We start from the raw sequence: 15,689 nt of genomic DNA on the forward strand, positions 1-15,689 counted from the left end.
GTGCCCGGACAGACGGAAAGGCCGTGCGCGGAGCGGTCACAACCGCCGCGCACGGCCTTGTCCGGGGCCGACGCCCCTCGTCACTCGTCCTCGGCCAGCGTCAGCTCGACGCCGCCCACGAAGCCCGCGGAGAGGTTGTAGATGAAGGCGCCCAGTGTCGCCAGGGCCGTCGCGAGGATGACGTCGATGACGGCGATGACCGACGTGAACATCAGGACGCGCGGCAGCGACAGGAAGGACTGCAGGTCGAAGCCGTTGGACTCGTTCGAGCCCGTCGCCTCGGAGATCGTGCCGCCCACCGACGAGAAGACGCCCATCGCGTCCATGACCATCCACAGGACGGCGGCCGCGACGATCGTGCAGATGCCGAGTGCGATGGAGAGCAGGAAGCTGACCTTCATCACCGACCACGGGTCGGCCTTGGCCACCCGCAGCCGTGCCTTGCGGGTACGCGGCACCGTGCGCGCCCCCGTACGCGGCTTGCGCACCGCACCGGCCTTGGCGTCCTGCTGGTACGCCTGCGGCGGGTGGTACGGCTGGGAGGCCTGCTGCGGCTGCCGTTCTCCGGGCAGCGTTCCGCCGCCGCCCTTCACGCCCTTGGCAGAGCCTCGGGTGTCCGTCACAGTTCCCCCCTGGGATCCATGAGACTCATGGGAGTCTTGTGCATCTGTGGCGGAGCCACGGGCACCCTTTGTGCCGGCTTTGCCGGTTCTCTTCGCCCCGGCGCCCGTGGCTCCACTCACGATGACTCACTCCTCGCGCTACTCGGCCGAGGAATCCGTGCCCTCGTCCGTACCGGCGACCGGCTCGACGCCGTCCGGGTCGTCGACGACGATGTCCCCGTCGACTTCCTCGGCCTCGCGCCCGGCCTCGGCGTTACGAGCGATACCGACCACGGCATCGCGCTTGCCCAGGTTGATCAGTTGGACGCCCATGGTGTCACGGCCCGTCTCCCTGACCTCGTTGACTCGCGTACGAATCACACCGCCGCCCAGCGTGATGGCAAGGATCTCGTCCGTTTCCTCGACCACCAGGGCGCCCACGAGCTCACCGCGGTCCTCCACGATCTTGGCGGCCTTGATACCGAGGCCACCGCGACCCTGGACGCGGTACTCGTCGACGTTGGTCCGCTTCGCGTACCCACCGTCGGTGGCGGTGAAGACGAACGTACCTGGACGAACGACATTCATCGAGAGCAGTTCGTCGCCGTCGCGGAAACTCATTCCCTTGACGCCCGAAGTCGCGCGGCCCATCGGGCGGAGCGCCTCGTCCGTCGCGGTGAACCGGATCGACTGCGCCTTCTTGCTGATGAGCAGGATGTCGTCCTCGGAGGAGACCAGCTCGGCGCCGATCAGCTCGTCGTCCGAACCGTCCGCCGTCTCCCGGAGGTTGATGGCGATGACACCGCCCGAGCGGGGCGAGTCGTAGTCCTTGAGCGGCGTCTTCTTCACGAGGCCGCCCTTGGTGGCGAGCACCAGGTAGGGCACCGCTTCGTAGTCACGGATCGCCAGGATCTCGGCGATCTGCTCGTCCGGCTGGAAGGCGAGGAGGTTGGCCACGTGCTGACCGCGCGCGTCACGGCCGGCATCGGGCAGTTCGTACGCCTTGGCGCGGTAGACGCGGCCCTTGTTGGTGAAGAACAGCAGCCAGTGGTGCGTCGTCGACACGAAGAAGTGGTCGACGATGTCGTCCTGCTTCAGCTTCGTGCCGCGCACGCCCTTGCCGCCGCGCTTCTGCGAGCGGTAGTCCTCGGTCTTGGTGCGCTTGATGTAGCCGCCGCGCGTGATGGTGACGACGATGTCCTCTTCGGCGATCAGGTCCTCCATGGACATGTCGCCGTCGAAGGGCACCAGGGCCGAGCGGCGGTCCTCGCCGAACTTGTCGACGATCGCCGCGAGCTCCTCGCTGATGATCTGGCGCTGCTTCTCGGGCGAGGCCAGGATCGCGTTGTACTCGTTGATCTTCGCCTGGAGCTCGTCGTGCTCGGCGACGATCTTCTGGCGCTCCAGGGCGGCGAGCCGGCGCAGCTGCATCTCAAGGATGGCGTTGGCCTGGATCTCGTCGATCGAGAGCAGGCCCATCAGGCCCTCGCGCGCGATGTCGACGGTCTGGCTGCCGCGGATGAGCGCGATGACCTCGTCGATGGCGTCCAGGGCCTTCAGGAGGCCGCGCAGGATGTGCGCCCGCTCCTCGGCCTTGCGCAGCCGGTACTTCGTGCGCCGGACGATGACCTCGACCTGGTGCGTGACCCAGTGCCGGATGAACGCGTCCAGCGACAGGGTGCGCGGCACGCCGTCGACCAGGGCCAGCATGTTGGCGCTGAAGTTCGACTGGAGGTCGGTGTGCTTGTAGAGGTTGTTCAGGACGACCTTGGCGACCGCGTCACGCTTCAGGACGATGACGAGGCGCTGGCCGGTGCGCGAGGACGACTCGTCGCGGACGTCGGCGATGCCGCCGACCTTGCCGTCCTTGACCAGGTCGGCGATCTTCTGCGCGAGGTTGTCCGGGTTGGTCTGGTACGGCAGCTCGGTGACGACCAGGCACTGGCGGTTCTGGATCTCCTCGACCGCGACGACCGCGCGCATCGTGATGGAGCCGCGGCCCGTGCGGTACGCCTCCTCGATGCCCTTGCGGCCCACGACCAGGGCGCCGGTCGGGAAGTCGGGGCCCTTGATGCGCTCGATCAGGGCGTCGAGGAGTTCCTCGTGCGAGGCCTCGGGGTGCTCCAGGGCCCACTGCGCGCCCGCCGCGACCTCGCGGAGGTTGTGCGGCGGGATGTTGGTCGCCATGCCGACCGCGATGCCCGCGGAGCCGTTGATCAGCAGGTTCGGGAAGCGCGCCGGCAGGACCGTCGGCTCCTGGTTGCGGCCGTCGTAGTTGTCCGTGAAGTCGACGGTCTCCTCGTCGATGTCACGGACCATCTCCATGGCGAGCGGCGCCATCTTGCACTCGGTGTACCGCATGGCCGCCGCCGGGTCGTTGCCCGGGGAGCCGAAGTTGCCGTTGGAGTCCACCAGCGGCATCCGCATCGACCACGGCTGGGCGAGGCGCACCAGGGCGTCGTAGATGGAGGAGTCGCCGTGCGGGTGGTAGGTGCCCATGACGTCGCCGACGACGCGGGCGCACTTGTAGAAGCCCTTCTCGGGGCGGTAGCCGCCGTCGTACATCGCGTACAGGACGCGGCGGTGCACGGGCTTCAGGCCGTCCCGTACGTCGGGCAGCGCGCGCGACACGATGACGGACATCGCGTAGTCGAGGTAGGAGCGCTGCATCTCCGTTTCGAGCCCGACGGGCTCGACGCGCATGCCCACACCGGGCACGGCGGGTTCCTCTTCGGGCGTCACAGGGGTGTTCTCGTCGGCCATTGCTGGTCAAAGTCCTTTCGAGGTGCGGCTCGTACGGGCCGACTCAGATGTCGAGGAAGCGGACGTCCTTGGCATTGCGCTGGATGAACGAGCGCCGTGCCTCGACGTCCTCTCCCATCAGCACCGAGAAGAGGTCGTCGGCCTGTGCCGCGTCGTCCAGGGTGACCTGGCCGAGCACGCGGTGTTCCTGGTCCATCGTCGTGACCCGGAGCTCCTCGGCGTTCATCTCGCCGAGGCCCTTGAACCGCTGGACCGAGTCGTCCTTGATGCGCTTGCCCGCCTGGCGGCCGATCTCGACCAGGGCGTCGCGCTCGCGGTCGGAGTACGCGTACTGGAAGTCGTCCCGCGACCACTTGATCTTGTAGAGCGGCGGGCGCGACAGGTAGACGTGGCCGGCCTCGACGAGGGGACGCATGAAGCGGAAGAGGAACGTCAGGAGCAGCGTGTTGATGTGCTGGCCGTCGACGTCGGCGTCCGCCATCAGGATGATCTTGTGATAGCGGAGCTTCTCGATGTCGAAGTCCTCGTGCACACCGGTGCCGAACGCCGAGATCAGCGCCTGGACCTCCTGGTTGTGCAGGATCTTGTCGACGCGCGCCTTCTCGACGTTCAGGATCTTGCCTCGGATCGGCAGGATCGCCTGGTACATCGGGTCGCGGCCGGACTTCGCCGAACCGCCGGCGGAGTCACCCTCGACGATGAAGATCTCGCACTTCGTCGGGTCGCTCGACTGGCAGTCGCTCAGCTTGCCCGGCAGGGACGCTGTCTCCAGGAGCCCCTTGCGGCGGGTCAGGTCGCGCGCCTTGCGGGCGGCGACGCGGGCCGTGGCGGCCTGGATGCCCTTGCGGATGATGTCCGCGGCCTCGTTCGGATTGCGGTCGAACCAGTCCGTGAGGTGCTCGTGGACGACCTTCTGGACGAAGGTCTTCGCCTCGGTGTTGCCCAGCTTGGTCTTCGTCTGGCCCTCGAACTGGGGCTCGCCGAGCTTCACCGAGATGATCGCCGTCAGACCCTCGCGGATGTCCTCGCCCGTGAGGTTGTCGTCCTTCTCGCGGAGCAGCTTCTTCTCGCGCGCGTAGCGGTTGACCAGGCCCGTCAGCGCGGCCCTGAAGCCCTCCTCGTGCGTGCCGCCCTCATGCGTGTGGATGGTGTTCGCGAAGGAGTAAACGCCCTCGGTGTACTGGGAGTTCCACTGCATGGCGATCTCGGCCGAGAGCAGGCGCTCCTTGTCCTCGGCCTCGACGTCGATGACGGTGGGGTGGACGACCTCGCCCTTGCGGGAGTTGAGGTACTTCACGAAGTCGACGATGCCGCCTTCGTAGTGGTACGTCACCGTACGGGCCTCGGCGGCCTCGTCGTCGGTCGCCTCCGCCGAGTCGGCGCCCGCCGTGGCCTTGGCGGACTCGCGCTCGTCGGTGAGCTTGATCGTCAGGCCCTTGTTGAGGAAGGCCATCTCCTGGAAGCGCCGCGCGAGCGTCTCGAAGGAGTACACCGTGGTCTCGAAGATGTCGCCGTCGGCCCAGAAGGTGACCGAGGTACCGGTCTCCTCGGTGGCCTCGTGCCGCTCCAGCGGGGCGGTCGGGGCGCCACTCTTGTAGTCCTGCGTCCAGCGGTAGCCGTCCGTCCTGATGTCCACGGAGAGCTTGGTGGACAGCGCGTTCACGACGGAGACACCGACGCCGTGCAGACCACCGGAGACGGCGTACCCGCCGCCGCCGAACTTGCCGCCCGCGTGCAGCACGGTGAGCACGACCTCGACGGCCGGCTTCTTCTCGACGGGGTGGATGCCCACCGGGATGCCACGGCCGTTGTCGACCACACGGACGCCGCCGTCGGCGAGAATCGTCACGTCGATCGTGTCCGCGTGACCGGCCAGCGCCTCGTCCACGGAGTTGTCGACGACTTCCTGCACGAGGTGGTGCAGACCGCGCTCACCGGTCGAGCCGATGTACATGCCGGGTCGCTTGCGGACCGCGTCGAGACCCTCGAGGACGGTGATCGCGCTGGCGTCGTACGAGGGTGGGGCCTCGACGTTCTCGCCTGCGGCGGTGGACGGGATGTTCTCGTTGGGGTTGCCGGAATCGGCCACGAAGCGCCCTTTCTGGCACAGCACAAGCCAAGCTCCCGGCGGTGGCCGGAGCGGCTGCGTCGTTCAGCGATAGTCAGCGTTGCTCGGTGCGTCCCACAAGTGGGGCGGGATTAGCTCCCAGTCTACCGGTAGCGCTGACAGTGATGGGGGTTTGCCGGTACCTGAGTCCGCATGTGCCGTCCTGAACGGGACTCGGCCGACTCCCCATATGCGGAACGGGGCTCCAAAGGGCTCACAGCGGCACTCAGCGCTTCGAGCCGTCAACCCCCCGCTACCGCACCCGGCGGCCTCAGCCGTAGGTGTCCCCGGGGCCCGTGCTTCCCGGTGCGCGCAAGGGTCCGAAGCGGGTGGTGGGGCCCTGGGGGCCGAGCACCTTGATGAGGCGCACGGTGCCGTGGCCCAGGTCTTCGTTCAGGCGCGCGACGAGCTGCGGGGCCATGAGGCGGAGCTGCGTCGCCCAGGCCGTCGAGTCGCACTGCACGGTCAGGACGCGCTCGTCCTCGTCGTACTTCTGGGGCACGCAGTGCTTGGCCAGGTCGTCGCCGACGATCTGCGGCCAGCGGCCCATGACCCCGCCGACCGCGGCCGGGGTCTCCCAGCCCCGCTCGGTGATCAGCCGGTTGATGGCGGAGCCGAGCGGCAGGGGGTCACGTCCGTCGGAGCGCGCCCCGGAGCGCAGACCGCCGCGGCGCGCCTGCTTCTTCTGCTGGGCGGCGTCCCCACGCGCGCGTGCCTGTTCCTTCGCCGCGCGCAGGGCGACCCGGGCGAGGTCGACGCCGGAGGGCTCGGGCGGCTTGGGCGCCCCCGGGTTCGCGGGGTCGCCCTTGGCCGGTTCCGCGGTGCTCATACGCAGTCCACCGCGCCGTCCGACACCGCGTACCGCGTGCCGGTGAGGACGCCGGGGACGTCGTCGTCCACCGCGGCGGTGACCAGGACCTGCTCGCCCGGCGCCACCAGCTCCGCGAGCCGCTCCCTGCGGCGGGAGTCCAGCTCCGCGAAGACGTCGTCGAGGACGAGCACCGGTTCGTTGCCCTCGGCCCTGAGCAGGTCGTACGAGGCGAGGCGCAGTGCCAGGGCGTACGACCAGGACTCGCCGTGGCTCGCGTACCCCTTGGCGGGGAGCTGGCCCAGTCTGAGCAGCAGGTCGTCGCGGTGCGGTCCCGCCAGGGTCACGCCGCGTTCGATCTCCTGCTTGCGGACCTCTTCGAAGGCGGCGATGAGCTGCTCGTACAGCGCCTCGCGGGTGACCCCGTCGCCGGGCGCGGACGGCTTGTACTCCAGGGAGACGGGGCCGCCGCCGGGCGCGAGCTGCTCGTACGCCTTGTCGGCGAGGGGCTGGAGCGTGGAGATGAGGTCGAGCCGCTGGGCGAGCAGCTCGGCACCCGCGCGTGCGAGGTGCTGGTCCCACACGTCGAGCGTGGACAGGTCCATGGACCGTCCGCCGTGGCGCCGCGCGAGGGCGGCCGACTTCAGGAGGGTGTTGCGCTGCTTGAGCACCCGGTCGTAGTCGGAGCGGACGCCGGCCATGCGCGGGGAGCGGGCGGTGATCAGCTCGTCCAGGAAGCGCCGCCGCTCACCGGGGTCCCCCTTGATCAGCGCGAGGTCCTCGGGCGCGAACAGGACCGTCCGCACGATGCCCAGCACGTCACGCGGTCTGACCTGCGAGGACCTGTTGATGCGGGCGCGGTTGGCCTTGCCGGGGTTCAGTTCGAGCTCGATTAGCTGCTGCCGCTCGCCCTGGCGGACGTTGGCCCTGATGACGGCCCGCTCCGCGCCCATGCGGACCAGGGGGGCGTCCGAGGAGACGCGGTGGCTGCCGAGCGTGGCGAGGTAGCCGACGGCCTCCACGAGGTTGGTCTTGCCCTGGCCGTTGGGCCCCACGAACGCGGTGACGCCCGGGTCGAGAGGGACCTCGACCCGGGCGTACGAGCGGAAGTCGGCCAGCGAGAGATGCGTGACGTGCATGGTGTGCGCCGACCTCCCCCGGCCTACTTCACGTGCTTCGAGGCCTGTGGGAAACCGCTGGAGTTCCCCACAGGCTGTGGATCAGTGCTCGCTCTTGGACTCCACCGCGTGGCCGCCGAACTGGTTGCGCAGCGCGGCGATCATCTTCATCTGCGGGGAGTCGTCCTGGCGCGAGGCGAAACGGGCGAAGAGCGAGGCCGTGATCGCGGGCAGCGGCACGGCGTTGTCGATGGCGGCCTCGACCGTCCACCGGCCCTCTCCGGAGTCCTGCGCGAAGCCGCGCAGCTTCTCCAGGTGCTCGTCGTCGTCCAGGGCGTTGACCGCGAGGTCGAGCAGCCAGGAACGGATGACCGTGCCCTCCTGCCAGGAGCGGAAGACCTCGCGCACGTCCGTGACGGAGTCGACCTTCTCCAGCAGCTCCCAGCCCTCGGCGTAGGCCTGCATCATGGCGTACTCGATGCCGTTGTGGACCATCTTCGAGAAGTGGCCCGCGCCGACCTTGCCGGCGTGCACGGAGCCGAAGTCGCCTTCGGGCTTGAGGGCGTCGAAGATCGGCTGGACCTTCGCGATGTCCTCGGTGTCACCGCCGTACATCAGCGCGTAGCCGTTCTGCAGGCCCCAGACGCCGCCGGAGACGCCGCAGTCGACGAAGCCGATGCCCTTGGCCTTCAGCTCCTCGGCGTGCTTCTCGTCGTCCGTCCAGCGGCTGTTGCCGCCGTCCACGACGACGTCTCCGGGCTGCAGCAGCTCGGCGAGCTCGTCGATGGTGGCCTGGGTCGCGGCCCCGGCGGGGACCATCACCCACACCACCCGGGGGCCCTTCAGTTCGCCCACAAGCTCTTCCAGGCTGTGGACATCCGCGAGATCCGGATTGCGGTCGTATCCGATGACGGTGTGACCTGCGCGGCGGATGCGCTCGCGCATGTTGCCGCCCATCTTGCCAAGGCCGACGAGACCGAGCTCCATCAGAGGTTCCTTCACTAGCGACGTGGCGTTCCGGGCACTTTCGTACCCGCGTCCGAGCCTACGCCCGGACGCACGCTCACACCTGTGGGCTCAGCCGCTCAGACGTACAGGCATGATCAGGTACTTGTAGGCGTCGTCCGCCTCGGCGTCCATGGCCGGCCTGCCGCTGAGCAGCGCGGGCTTCGTGGAGGTCGTGAAGGACAGCTGGGCGACCGGGGAGTCGATCGCGCTCAGGCCGTCGAGCAGGAACGTCGGGTTGAACGCGATGGAGATGTCGTCGCCGTCGAGCTGGGCGTCGACCCTTTCCACAGCCTGTGCGTCGTCGCTGGAGCCCGCCTCAAGGATGAGCACGCCCTGCTCGAAGCTGAGGCGCACCGGGGTGTTCCGCTCGGCCACCAGGGCCACGCGCTTGACGGCCTCCACGAAGGGGGCGGTCTCGATCACGGCCACGGAGTTGAACTCGGTGGGGAACAGCGTGCGGTACTTCGGCAGGTCGCCTTCGAGCAGACGCGTCGTCGTGCGCCGTCCGGCGCCCTCGAAGCCGATCAGGCCCTCGCCCGCACCGGACCCGGAGAGCGCCAGGGTGACCGTGTCGCCGCTCGTGAGGGCCTTGGCGGTGTCCAGGAGCGTCTTGGCGGGCACGAGCGCCACAGCGGACGCCTCGGGGTTCTCCGGCTTCCACAGGAACTCGCGGACCGCGAAGCGGTAGCGGTCGGTGGAGGCCAGGGTGACCGTGTCGCCCTCGATCTCGATGCGTACGCCGGTCAGCACCGGGAGCGTGTCGTCGCGGCCCGCGGCGATGGCCACCTGCGCGGCGGCGGAGGCGAAGACCTCACCGGGGACGGTGCCCGTGGCGGTCGGCATCTGCGGCAGCGCGGGGTACTCCTCCACAGGGAGCGTGTGGAGTGTGAATCGCGAGGAGCCGCAGACCACCGTCGCCCGCACGCCGTCCGTGGAGATCTCCACCGGGCGGTTGGGGAGCGCGCGGCAGATGTCCGCGAGCAGCCGACCGGACACGAGGACCGTGCCCTCCTCGTCGATCTCCGCATCGACCGAGACGCGCGCCGAGACCTCGTAGTCGAAGCTCGACAGGCTCAGTGCGCCTTCCTCGGCCTTCAGCAGCAGGCCCGCGAGGACAGGCGCTGGCGGCCGGGCCGGGAGGCTGCGTGCCGCCCAGGCCACCGCCTCCGCGAGTACGTCGCGTTCAACCCGGATCTTCACCGTTAGCCGCCCTCCTGCTGTTGCTGGCTGCTCTCGCCCGCTGGGCCTGTGGCCCTCGTCGTCTGACTCGGTGTCTCTCAGCCATGCCGTGGGAAGGACACCGGGGAACAGTCTGACGCACCGCACTGACAGTCGGTGCCTGTCGGGGTCAAGTCGTGCCGAGCGGTCTCGGGGCCCCGAAGCGCGAGTTGTGCACAGGCCCCCCTTCCAAACGATTTCCCCGGACTCTCTAGTCGGGAGTAGTAGTAGGGGCTGTGGAAACCGTGGATAACCGCGAAATCGCTGGTCAGGCCCGGTTTTTTATCCACCGTGCCTGTGGGCGGCACCCGTGGACAACCGGGTGTTTCTGTGGACGGGCGAAAGTTCTGCACACCCCGTGCACAGGGGAGGGCCACTTCTCCCCAGCTTCGTCCCCAGCTTTACCCCGCTTCCCCACAGGCCAACCCGGCACCTTGGTGTGACGCCTTTCACTCGACTCGGTGAGGAGGCGCGTCGTGTTGCCGAACAGTGGACAGCCGTGTGGAGAAGCCGGGTAAAGCTGGGGACAACCCGCTCGCGCCTGTGGGCCGCCGGTGGACAACGTCGTGCACACCCTGTGGACGAAAATTTCATCCACAGCCTGTGGAGATCTTTTGTCCACGAATCCACAGACACCTGACCTGGTCTGATGATCTCTCAGTGGCGCTGCCTGTGGACAGCGTCTGGACAACTTTTCAGTCCCCAGGGTGTGGAAGCGAAAAAGTTCGCACATCTGTGGAGAACCCGGCCCTGAGCTGGGGAAATCGAACAGCGAGAGGTGCTCGTACGAGGGTGCTGTGCGGGCGGATGGGCCCCGGAACCGCGCCGGAACACCTCCGGAGGGACCACAGCGGGGCGCCGGAGGGTGTCGGAGCGGTGTCTGGGGGACGCGTGAAGGACGTCTGGGGCGTCTGAGGGGCGTCTCAGGGCTCCCGAGTGGGGCCGGCGAGCAGGACAAGGGTCTCCACGCGTGCGTGGGCAACGAAAAGCGCCCTGGGAGCCCGTCTGTCCCGGGGCGCTTCTCCACGGCCTGCCGCCGCGTACGTCAGCCGTTCTTGATGCGGTTGGTCAGCTCGGTGACCTGGTTGTAGATCGAGCGCCGCTCGGCCATCAGCGCGCGGATCTTGCGGTCCGCGTGCATCACCGTCGTGTGGTCGCGGCCGCCGAACTGCGCGCCGATCTTCGGCAGGGAGAGGTCGGTCAGCTCCCGGCACAGGTACATGGCGATCTGGCGCGCCGTCACCAGGACCCTGCTGCGCGAGGAGCCGCACAGATCGTCCACCGTGAGCCCGAAGTAGTCGGCGGTCGCCGCCATGATGGCCGTCGCCGTGATCTCCGGGGCCGCGTCCTCGCCGCCGGGGATCAGGTCCTTGAGGACGATCTCGGTGAGCCCCAGGTCCACCGGCTGGCGGTTGAGCGAGGCGAACGCCGTGACGCGGATCAACGCGCCCTCCAGCTCGCGGATGTTCCGCGAGATCCGGGACGCGATGAACTCCAGCACCTCCGGAGGCGCGTTGAGCTGCTCCTGCACCGCCTTCTTGCGGAGGATCGCGATACGCGTCTCCAGCTCCGGCGGCTGGACGTCGGTGATCAGACCCCACTCGAAGCGGTTGCGCAGCCGGTCCTCCAGGGTGACCAGCTGCTTGGGCGGCCGGTCGCTGGAGAGCACGATCTGCTTGTTCGCGTTGTGGAGCGTGTTGAACGTGTGGAAGAACTCCTCCTGCGTCGACTCCTTGTCCGCGAGGAACTGGATGTCATCGACGAGCAGGATGTCCATCTCGCGGTAGCGCTTGCGGAAGCTGTCGCCCTTGCCGTCGCGGATGGAGTTGATGAACTCGTTGGTGAACTCCTCCGAGCTCACATAGCGCACGCGCGTGCCGGGGTAGAGGCTCCGGGCGTAGTGCCCGATGGCGTGCAGCAGGTGCGTCTTGCCGAGCCCGGACTCCCCGTAGATGAAGAGGGGGTTGTACGCCTTGGCGGGCGCCTCGGCGACGGCGACCGCCGCGGCGTGCGCGAAGCGGTTCGACGCACCGATGACGAAGGTGTCGAAGAGGTACTTGGGGTTCAGCCGCGCGGTCGGCTCGCCGGGGCCCGTCGCGGGCGCCGGCTGCGCGGCCAGCGGACCGGGGGCGCCGCTTGACGAGGTGGGGCCGACGGGGCCGCCCCTGTGCACGCCGTGACCGCCGTGCCCGCCGCCGCGGTGGTCGCCGGACGCCTCGGACATGTCGTGGCGCTCACGCCGGTCCTGCGGCTCGCGCTGCTGCTCGTAGGGGGAGCGCTCGTGCGACGGCTGACCGCGGTAGTCGCGCTGCGGCTGCTGCACCGGGTTCGCGTACGGATCGCGATCGGGAAAGCCGAGGCGGGGCTGCTGCCAGCCGTAGTCGCTCTGCTGCTGGTGCTGCGGCCACGCCCCGGGGGTCGGACGCTGGTAGTCCGGATAGGCGGGGCGGGCGGTCGGCATCTGCTGGTCGGAGCGGGAGCCGTTCTGGTGCTCGTCCGAGGGGCGGCGCCCATAGCCGTCATACGCGTCGCGCCCCTGGCTGGAGGCCGGCAGCTCGGGCTCTTCGTAGTGCTGCTGGTGCTGCTGGTGGTGCTGCGGCTGCTGGTGCTGGCCCGGCTGCTGCATCGGGGGCGCCGGGGGGCCCGCCGGCTCGCCGACCGAGTCGTCGACAGTGATCGCGATGCGGATCGGGCGGCCGCACTCCCGGCTCAGGGTCTCGCTGACCACGGGCGCGAGCCGCCCTTCGAGTACGCCCTTGGCGAATTCGTTCGGGACGGCCAGGAGGGCGGTGTCGGCGACCAGGGCCAGCGGCTGGCAGCTGCGCAGCCACCGCTCGTCCTTGGCCTCGACGCCCTGCCCGCGGCCCTCACCCAGCAGATGTTCCAGAACTCGTGGCCACACTGCGGCAAGATCGGCAGGTACGTCAGCCACAGGGCACGCTCTCTCACGGGTCCCACGAAGGTGTGGTTCCTGGGACGGAAATCGGGATGGGGAGGGGGAAGGGAACGAATCGGAGTTCAGCCAAGGTAGTCAGGGCGACGGCTGCGGTTCAAGTTGTTGTCCACAGGCTGTGCACAGTGTCTCCCCCTGGAGGACGGTTTGACCGGATGGCGTAGCCCCGCGTACCGTGACCAGGTCGAGTTGTCGATGGCTGCTGCCGCCTGCCTCCGATGGGCAAAGATCACGATCTGTGATTGTGAAGCGGTGCACTCGGTGCGTATTCGCGAGCTTCTCGTGGGCGCACGGTGACAGCCAGGCGATGTCCCGCCACCATACGATCATTTCTGGAGCCCCCGAGTGAGCAAGCGCACCTTCCAGCCGAACAACCGTCGTCGCGCCAAGACCCACGGCTTCCGCCTGCGGATGCGCACCCGTGCCGGCCGCGCGATTCTCGCGAACCGTCGTGGCAAGGGTCGCGCCAGCCTTTCCGCCTGATCTCAGTCAGGTCATGACGTCGTGCTGCCTACCGAGCATCGGCTGAGGCGGCGCGAAGACTTCGCGACCGCGGTACGCCGAGGACGCCGGGCCGGACGCCCGCTTCTCGTCGTCCACCTAAGTAGCGGTGCAACGGACCCGCACGTGCCTGGGGAGACCCTTCCCCCGACGCGTGCGGGTTTCGTCGTCAGCAAGGCCGTGGGCAACGCGGTCGTACGGAACACGGTGAAGCGCAGGCTTCGCCACCTCATGCGCGACCGGCTCGCCTCCGTGCCCCCCGGTAGCCTGGTAGTCGTACGAGCGCTGCCCGGAGCGGGCGACGCCGACCATGCACAGCTGGCCCGAGACCTGGACACCGCCCTGCGGCGGCTGCTGGGAGGGGGCGCGCGATGAAGTACCCGCTGCTGGCCCTGATCAAGCTGTACCAGTGGACGATCAGTCCACTCCTCGGGCCGGTGTGCAAGTACTACCCGTCGTGTTCCCGCTACGGCTACCTGGCCATCGACCGGCACGGTGCGATCAAGGGAACGGCGCTCACCGCCTGGCGCATCCTGCGGTGCAACCCGTGGTCGCTCGGTGGTGTCGACCATGTGCCGCCGCGCAAGCGTCCGCGGTGGCACGAGATGCTGCGCGCCTCCTGGCGCGGGCGCAAGGGCGGGACCTCCGCCGCAGGCGCGCCGACCGGGACTCTCCCCCCGGCCACGGCCGCCGAGACCGAGACCCCGTCCCATGCTCAAGGAGCCTGATTAGTGGACACGATTGCCAGTCTCTTCAGCTTTATCACGACACCAGTTTCGTGGGTCATCGTTCAGTTCCACTCGGTGTACGGGAAGATCTTCGGCCCCGACACGGGCTGGGCCTGGGGCCTGTCCATCGTGTCCCTGGTGATCCTGATCCGCATCTGCCTGATCCCGCTCTTCGTGAAGCAGATCAAGGCCACTCGGGCGATGCAGACGCTGCAGCCCGAGATGAAGAAGATCCAGGAGCGCTACAAGAGCGACAAGCAGCGCCAGTCCGAAGAGATGATGAAGCTGTACAAGGAGTCGGGCACCAACCCGCTCTCCTCGTGCCTTCCCATCCTGGCGCAGTCGCCGTTCTTCTTCGCCCTGTACCACGTGCTCAACGGCATCGCGACGGGCAAGGAGATCGGCGTCATCGACGGCGATCTCCTGGAGAGCGCGCGTAAGGCGCACATCTTCGGTGCCCCGCTGGCCGCGAAGTTCATGGACAGCGCCGACAAGGTCGCCTCGCTCGGTGCCTCGCTGACCGATGTCCGCGTGATCACCGCCCTCATGATCATCCTGATGTCGGCCTCGCAGTTCTTCACCCAGCGCCAGCTGATGACGAAGAACGTCGACACCACGGTCAAGACGCCGTTCATGCAGCAGCAGAAGATGCTGATGTACGTCTTCCCGATCATGTTCGCCATCTTCGGCATCAACTTCCCCGTCGGTGTCCTCGTCTACTGGCTGACCACCAACGTGTGGACCATGGGCCAGCAGATGTTCGTGATCCGCAGGAACCCCACCCCGGGCTCCAAGGCCCAGGCCGCCTTCCTGGAGCGCCTGCAGAAGCAGGTCACGCACAACAAGAAGGTGCGCGGGCGCGGCAACACGAACGTGATCAAGGCGATCGTCGCCAAGGGCCGGGACCGCAACGAGTTCGAGCGCAAGTTCATCAACGGTCTGAGCAAGGCGGGCCTCGCGGCCCAGGCCGACGGCACGGTGGTGGAGAGCGAGACCGCGGTCGTCGCCGACGGCGAGGAAGGTACCCCCGCGGGCGGCCCCAAGCGCCAGCAGCCCAAGCGCCAGAGCAAGGCCAAGCGCCAGTCCGCCGCGACGCAGGGCGCCACCAGGGCCGACGGTGAGGCGGAGGCCAAGACGTCGCTGGAGAAGGCTCAGGACCAGCCTGAGGACGCTGCCCCGAAGGCGAAGCCCGCCGGCAGCAGCACGACGGGCGACAAGCCCGGCTCCGGTACCCGCAGCAAAGCCAAGTCGGGACAGCAGCGCAAGGGCCAGCAGCGGCCCAAGCACCCGTCCTCCAAGAAGTAGAAGGAGCCCCTCCCGTGACGGAAGGCACCACCACCTCCACCGAAGTCGAGGCCGGCGACACCCTCACCCGCCTTGAGCAGGAGGGGGAGATCGCGGCGGACTACCTTGAGGGTCTGCTCGACATCGCCGACCTGGACGGCGACATCGACATGGACGTCGAGGCCGACCGGGCCGCTGTCTCGATCATCAGTGACACCGCCAGCCGTGACCTGCAGAAGCTGGTCGGCCGGGACGGTGAGGTCCTGGAGGCGCTCCAGGAGCTCACCCGTCTCGCCGTGCACCGCGAGACCGGTGACCGCAGCCGCCTCATGCTCGACATCGCGGGCTACCGTGCCAAGAAGCGCGAGGAGCTCTCGGAGCTGGGCGCCAAGGCCGCGGCCGACGTGAAGAGCTCCGGTGAGTCGGTCAAGCTCAAGCCCATGACGCCGTTCGAGCGCAAGGTCGTGCACGACGCGGTCAAGGCCGCCGGCCTGCGCAGCGAGTCCGAGGGCGAGGAGCCGCAGCGCTTCGTCGTCGTGCTCCCCGCCTGAGCGGCACCGCGTAACCTCCGGCCCCGTCTGTTCGCAGGCGGGGCCGGT

Annotated in this window: 13 protein-coding genes; 5 read left to right on the forward strand and 8 right to left on the reverse strand. The window is 68.6% G+C overall.

The features are described from left to right. Nucleotides 1-80: 80 nt before the first annotated feature. From AB0I16_RS09050 to dnaA, 8 genes are all read right to left on the reverse strand, one after another. A complete protein-coding gene (locus tag AB0I16_RS09050; protein ID WP_363248644.1) occupies nucleotides 81-743 on the reverse strand; it encodes a DUF3566 domain-containing protein in 663 nt (220 codons plus the stop codon). 18 nt (nucleotides 744-761) lie between these two features. Beyond that, complete coding sequence (gene gyrA, locus AB0I16_RS09055) at nucleotides 762-3,365, reverse strand: DNA gyrase subunit A (protein ID WP_363248645.1); 2,604 nt, start codon at nucleotides 3,363-3,365, stop codon at nucleotides 762-764. A 43-nt stretch (nucleotides 3,366-3,408) separates the two neighbouring features. Further along, a complete protein-coding gene (gene gyrB / locus AB0I16_RS09060) occupies nucleotides 3,409-5,478 on the reverse strand; it encodes a DNA topoisomerase (ATP-hydrolyzing) subunit B (protein WP_363248646.1) in 2,070 nt (689 codons plus the stop codon). 265 nt (nucleotides 5,479-5,743) lie between these two features. Then, nucleotides 5,744-6,301: a DciA family protein gene (locus tag AB0I16_RS09065; RefSeq protein WP_363248647.1), complete on the reverse strand. Its 558-nt coding sequence runs from the start codon at nucleotides 6,299-6,301 to the stop codon at nucleotides 5,744-5,746. Continuing rightward, nucleotides 6,298-7,419, reverse strand: a complete 1,122-nt coding sequence (gene recF / locus AB0I16_RS09070; RefSeq protein WP_363248648.1) for a DNA replication/repair protein RecF — start codon at nucleotides 7,417-7,419, stop codon at nucleotides 6,298-6,300. The genes AB0I16_RS09065 and recF overlap by 4 nt, the downstream gene beginning before the upstream one ends. A gap of 81 nt (nucleotides 7,420-7,500) precedes the next feature. After that, on the reverse strand, nucleotides 7,501-8,385 hold the full coding sequence (gene gnd / locus AB0I16_RS09075; protein ID WP_363248649.1) for a phosphogluconate dehydrogenase (NAD(+)-dependent, decarboxylating): 885 nt from the start codon (nucleotides 8,383-8,385) through the stop codon (nucleotides 7,501-7,503). Nucleotides 8,386-8,475: 90 nt separating this feature from the next. Next, nucleotides 8,476-9,606 (reverse strand): DNA polymerase III subunit beta, encoded by a 1,131-nt coding sequence (gene dnaN, locus AB0I16_RS09080; RefSeq protein ID WP_363248650.1) that lies wholly within the window; start codon nucleotides 9,604-9,606, stop codon nucleotides 8,476-8,478. A 1,063-nt stretch (nucleotides 9,607-10,669) separates the two neighbouring features. After that, nucleotides 10,670-12,556 carry a chromosomal replication initiator protein DnaA gene (dnaA, locus tag AB0I16_RS09085; RefSeq protein ID WP_363248651.1) on the reverse strand — a complete coding sequence of 629 codons (1,887 nt, stop codon included), beginning with the start codon at nucleotides 12,554-12,556 and terminating at the stop codon, nucleotides 10,670-10,672. Between the two features lie 366 nt (nucleotides 12,557-12,922). Between dnaA and rpmH the strand changes: the two genes are divergently transcribed. Genes rpmH through AB0I16_RS09110 form a run of 5 tightly spaced genes read left to right on the forward strand, consistent with a single transcriptional unit; the run spans nucleotide 12,923 to nucleotide 15,641 of the window. After that, nucleotides 12,923-13,060: a 50S ribosomal protein L34 gene (gene rpmH, locus AB0I16_RS09090; RefSeq protein WP_006381191.1), complete on the forward strand. Its 138-nt coding sequence runs from the start codon at nucleotides 12,923-12,925 to the stop codon at nucleotides 13,058-13,060. A 21-nt stretch (nucleotides 13,061-13,081) separates the two neighbouring features. After that, nucleotides 13,082-13,453, forward strand: coding sequence for a ribonuclease P protein component (rnpA, locus tag AB0I16_RS09095; RefSeq protein WP_363248652.1), 372 nt, complete (start codon nucleotides 13,082-13,084; stop codon nucleotides 13,451-13,453). Beyond that, nucleotides 13,450-13,806, forward strand: coding sequence for a membrane protein insertion efficiency factor YidD (gene yidD, locus AB0I16_RS09100; RefSeq protein ID WP_363248653.1), 357 nt, complete (start codon nucleotides 13,450-13,452; stop codon nucleotides 13,804-13,806). Before rnpA ends, yidD begins: the two co-directional genes overlap by 4 nt. Nucleotides 13,807-13,809: 3 nt before the next feature. Next, on the forward strand, nucleotides 13,810-15,111 hold the full coding sequence (yidC, locus tag AB0I16_RS09105) for a membrane protein insertase YidC (RefSeq protein WP_363248654.1): 1,302 nt from the start codon (nucleotides 13,810-13,812) through the stop codon (nucleotides 15,109-15,111). 14 nt (nucleotides 15,112-15,125) lie between these two features. After that, nucleotides 15,126-15,641 (forward strand): R3H domain-containing nucleic acid-binding protein, encoded by a 516-nt coding sequence (locus AB0I16_RS09110; protein WP_363248655.1) that lies wholly within the window; start codon nucleotides 15,126-15,128, stop codon nucleotides 15,639-15,641. The last annotated feature ends 48 nt before the right edge of the window (nucleotides 15,642-15,689 follow it).

This window comes from Streptomyces sp. NPDC050703 (assembly GCF_040654435.1).
Classification (GTDB): domain Bacteria; phylum Actinomycetota; class Actinomycetes; order Streptomycetales; family Streptomycetaceae; genus Streptomyces.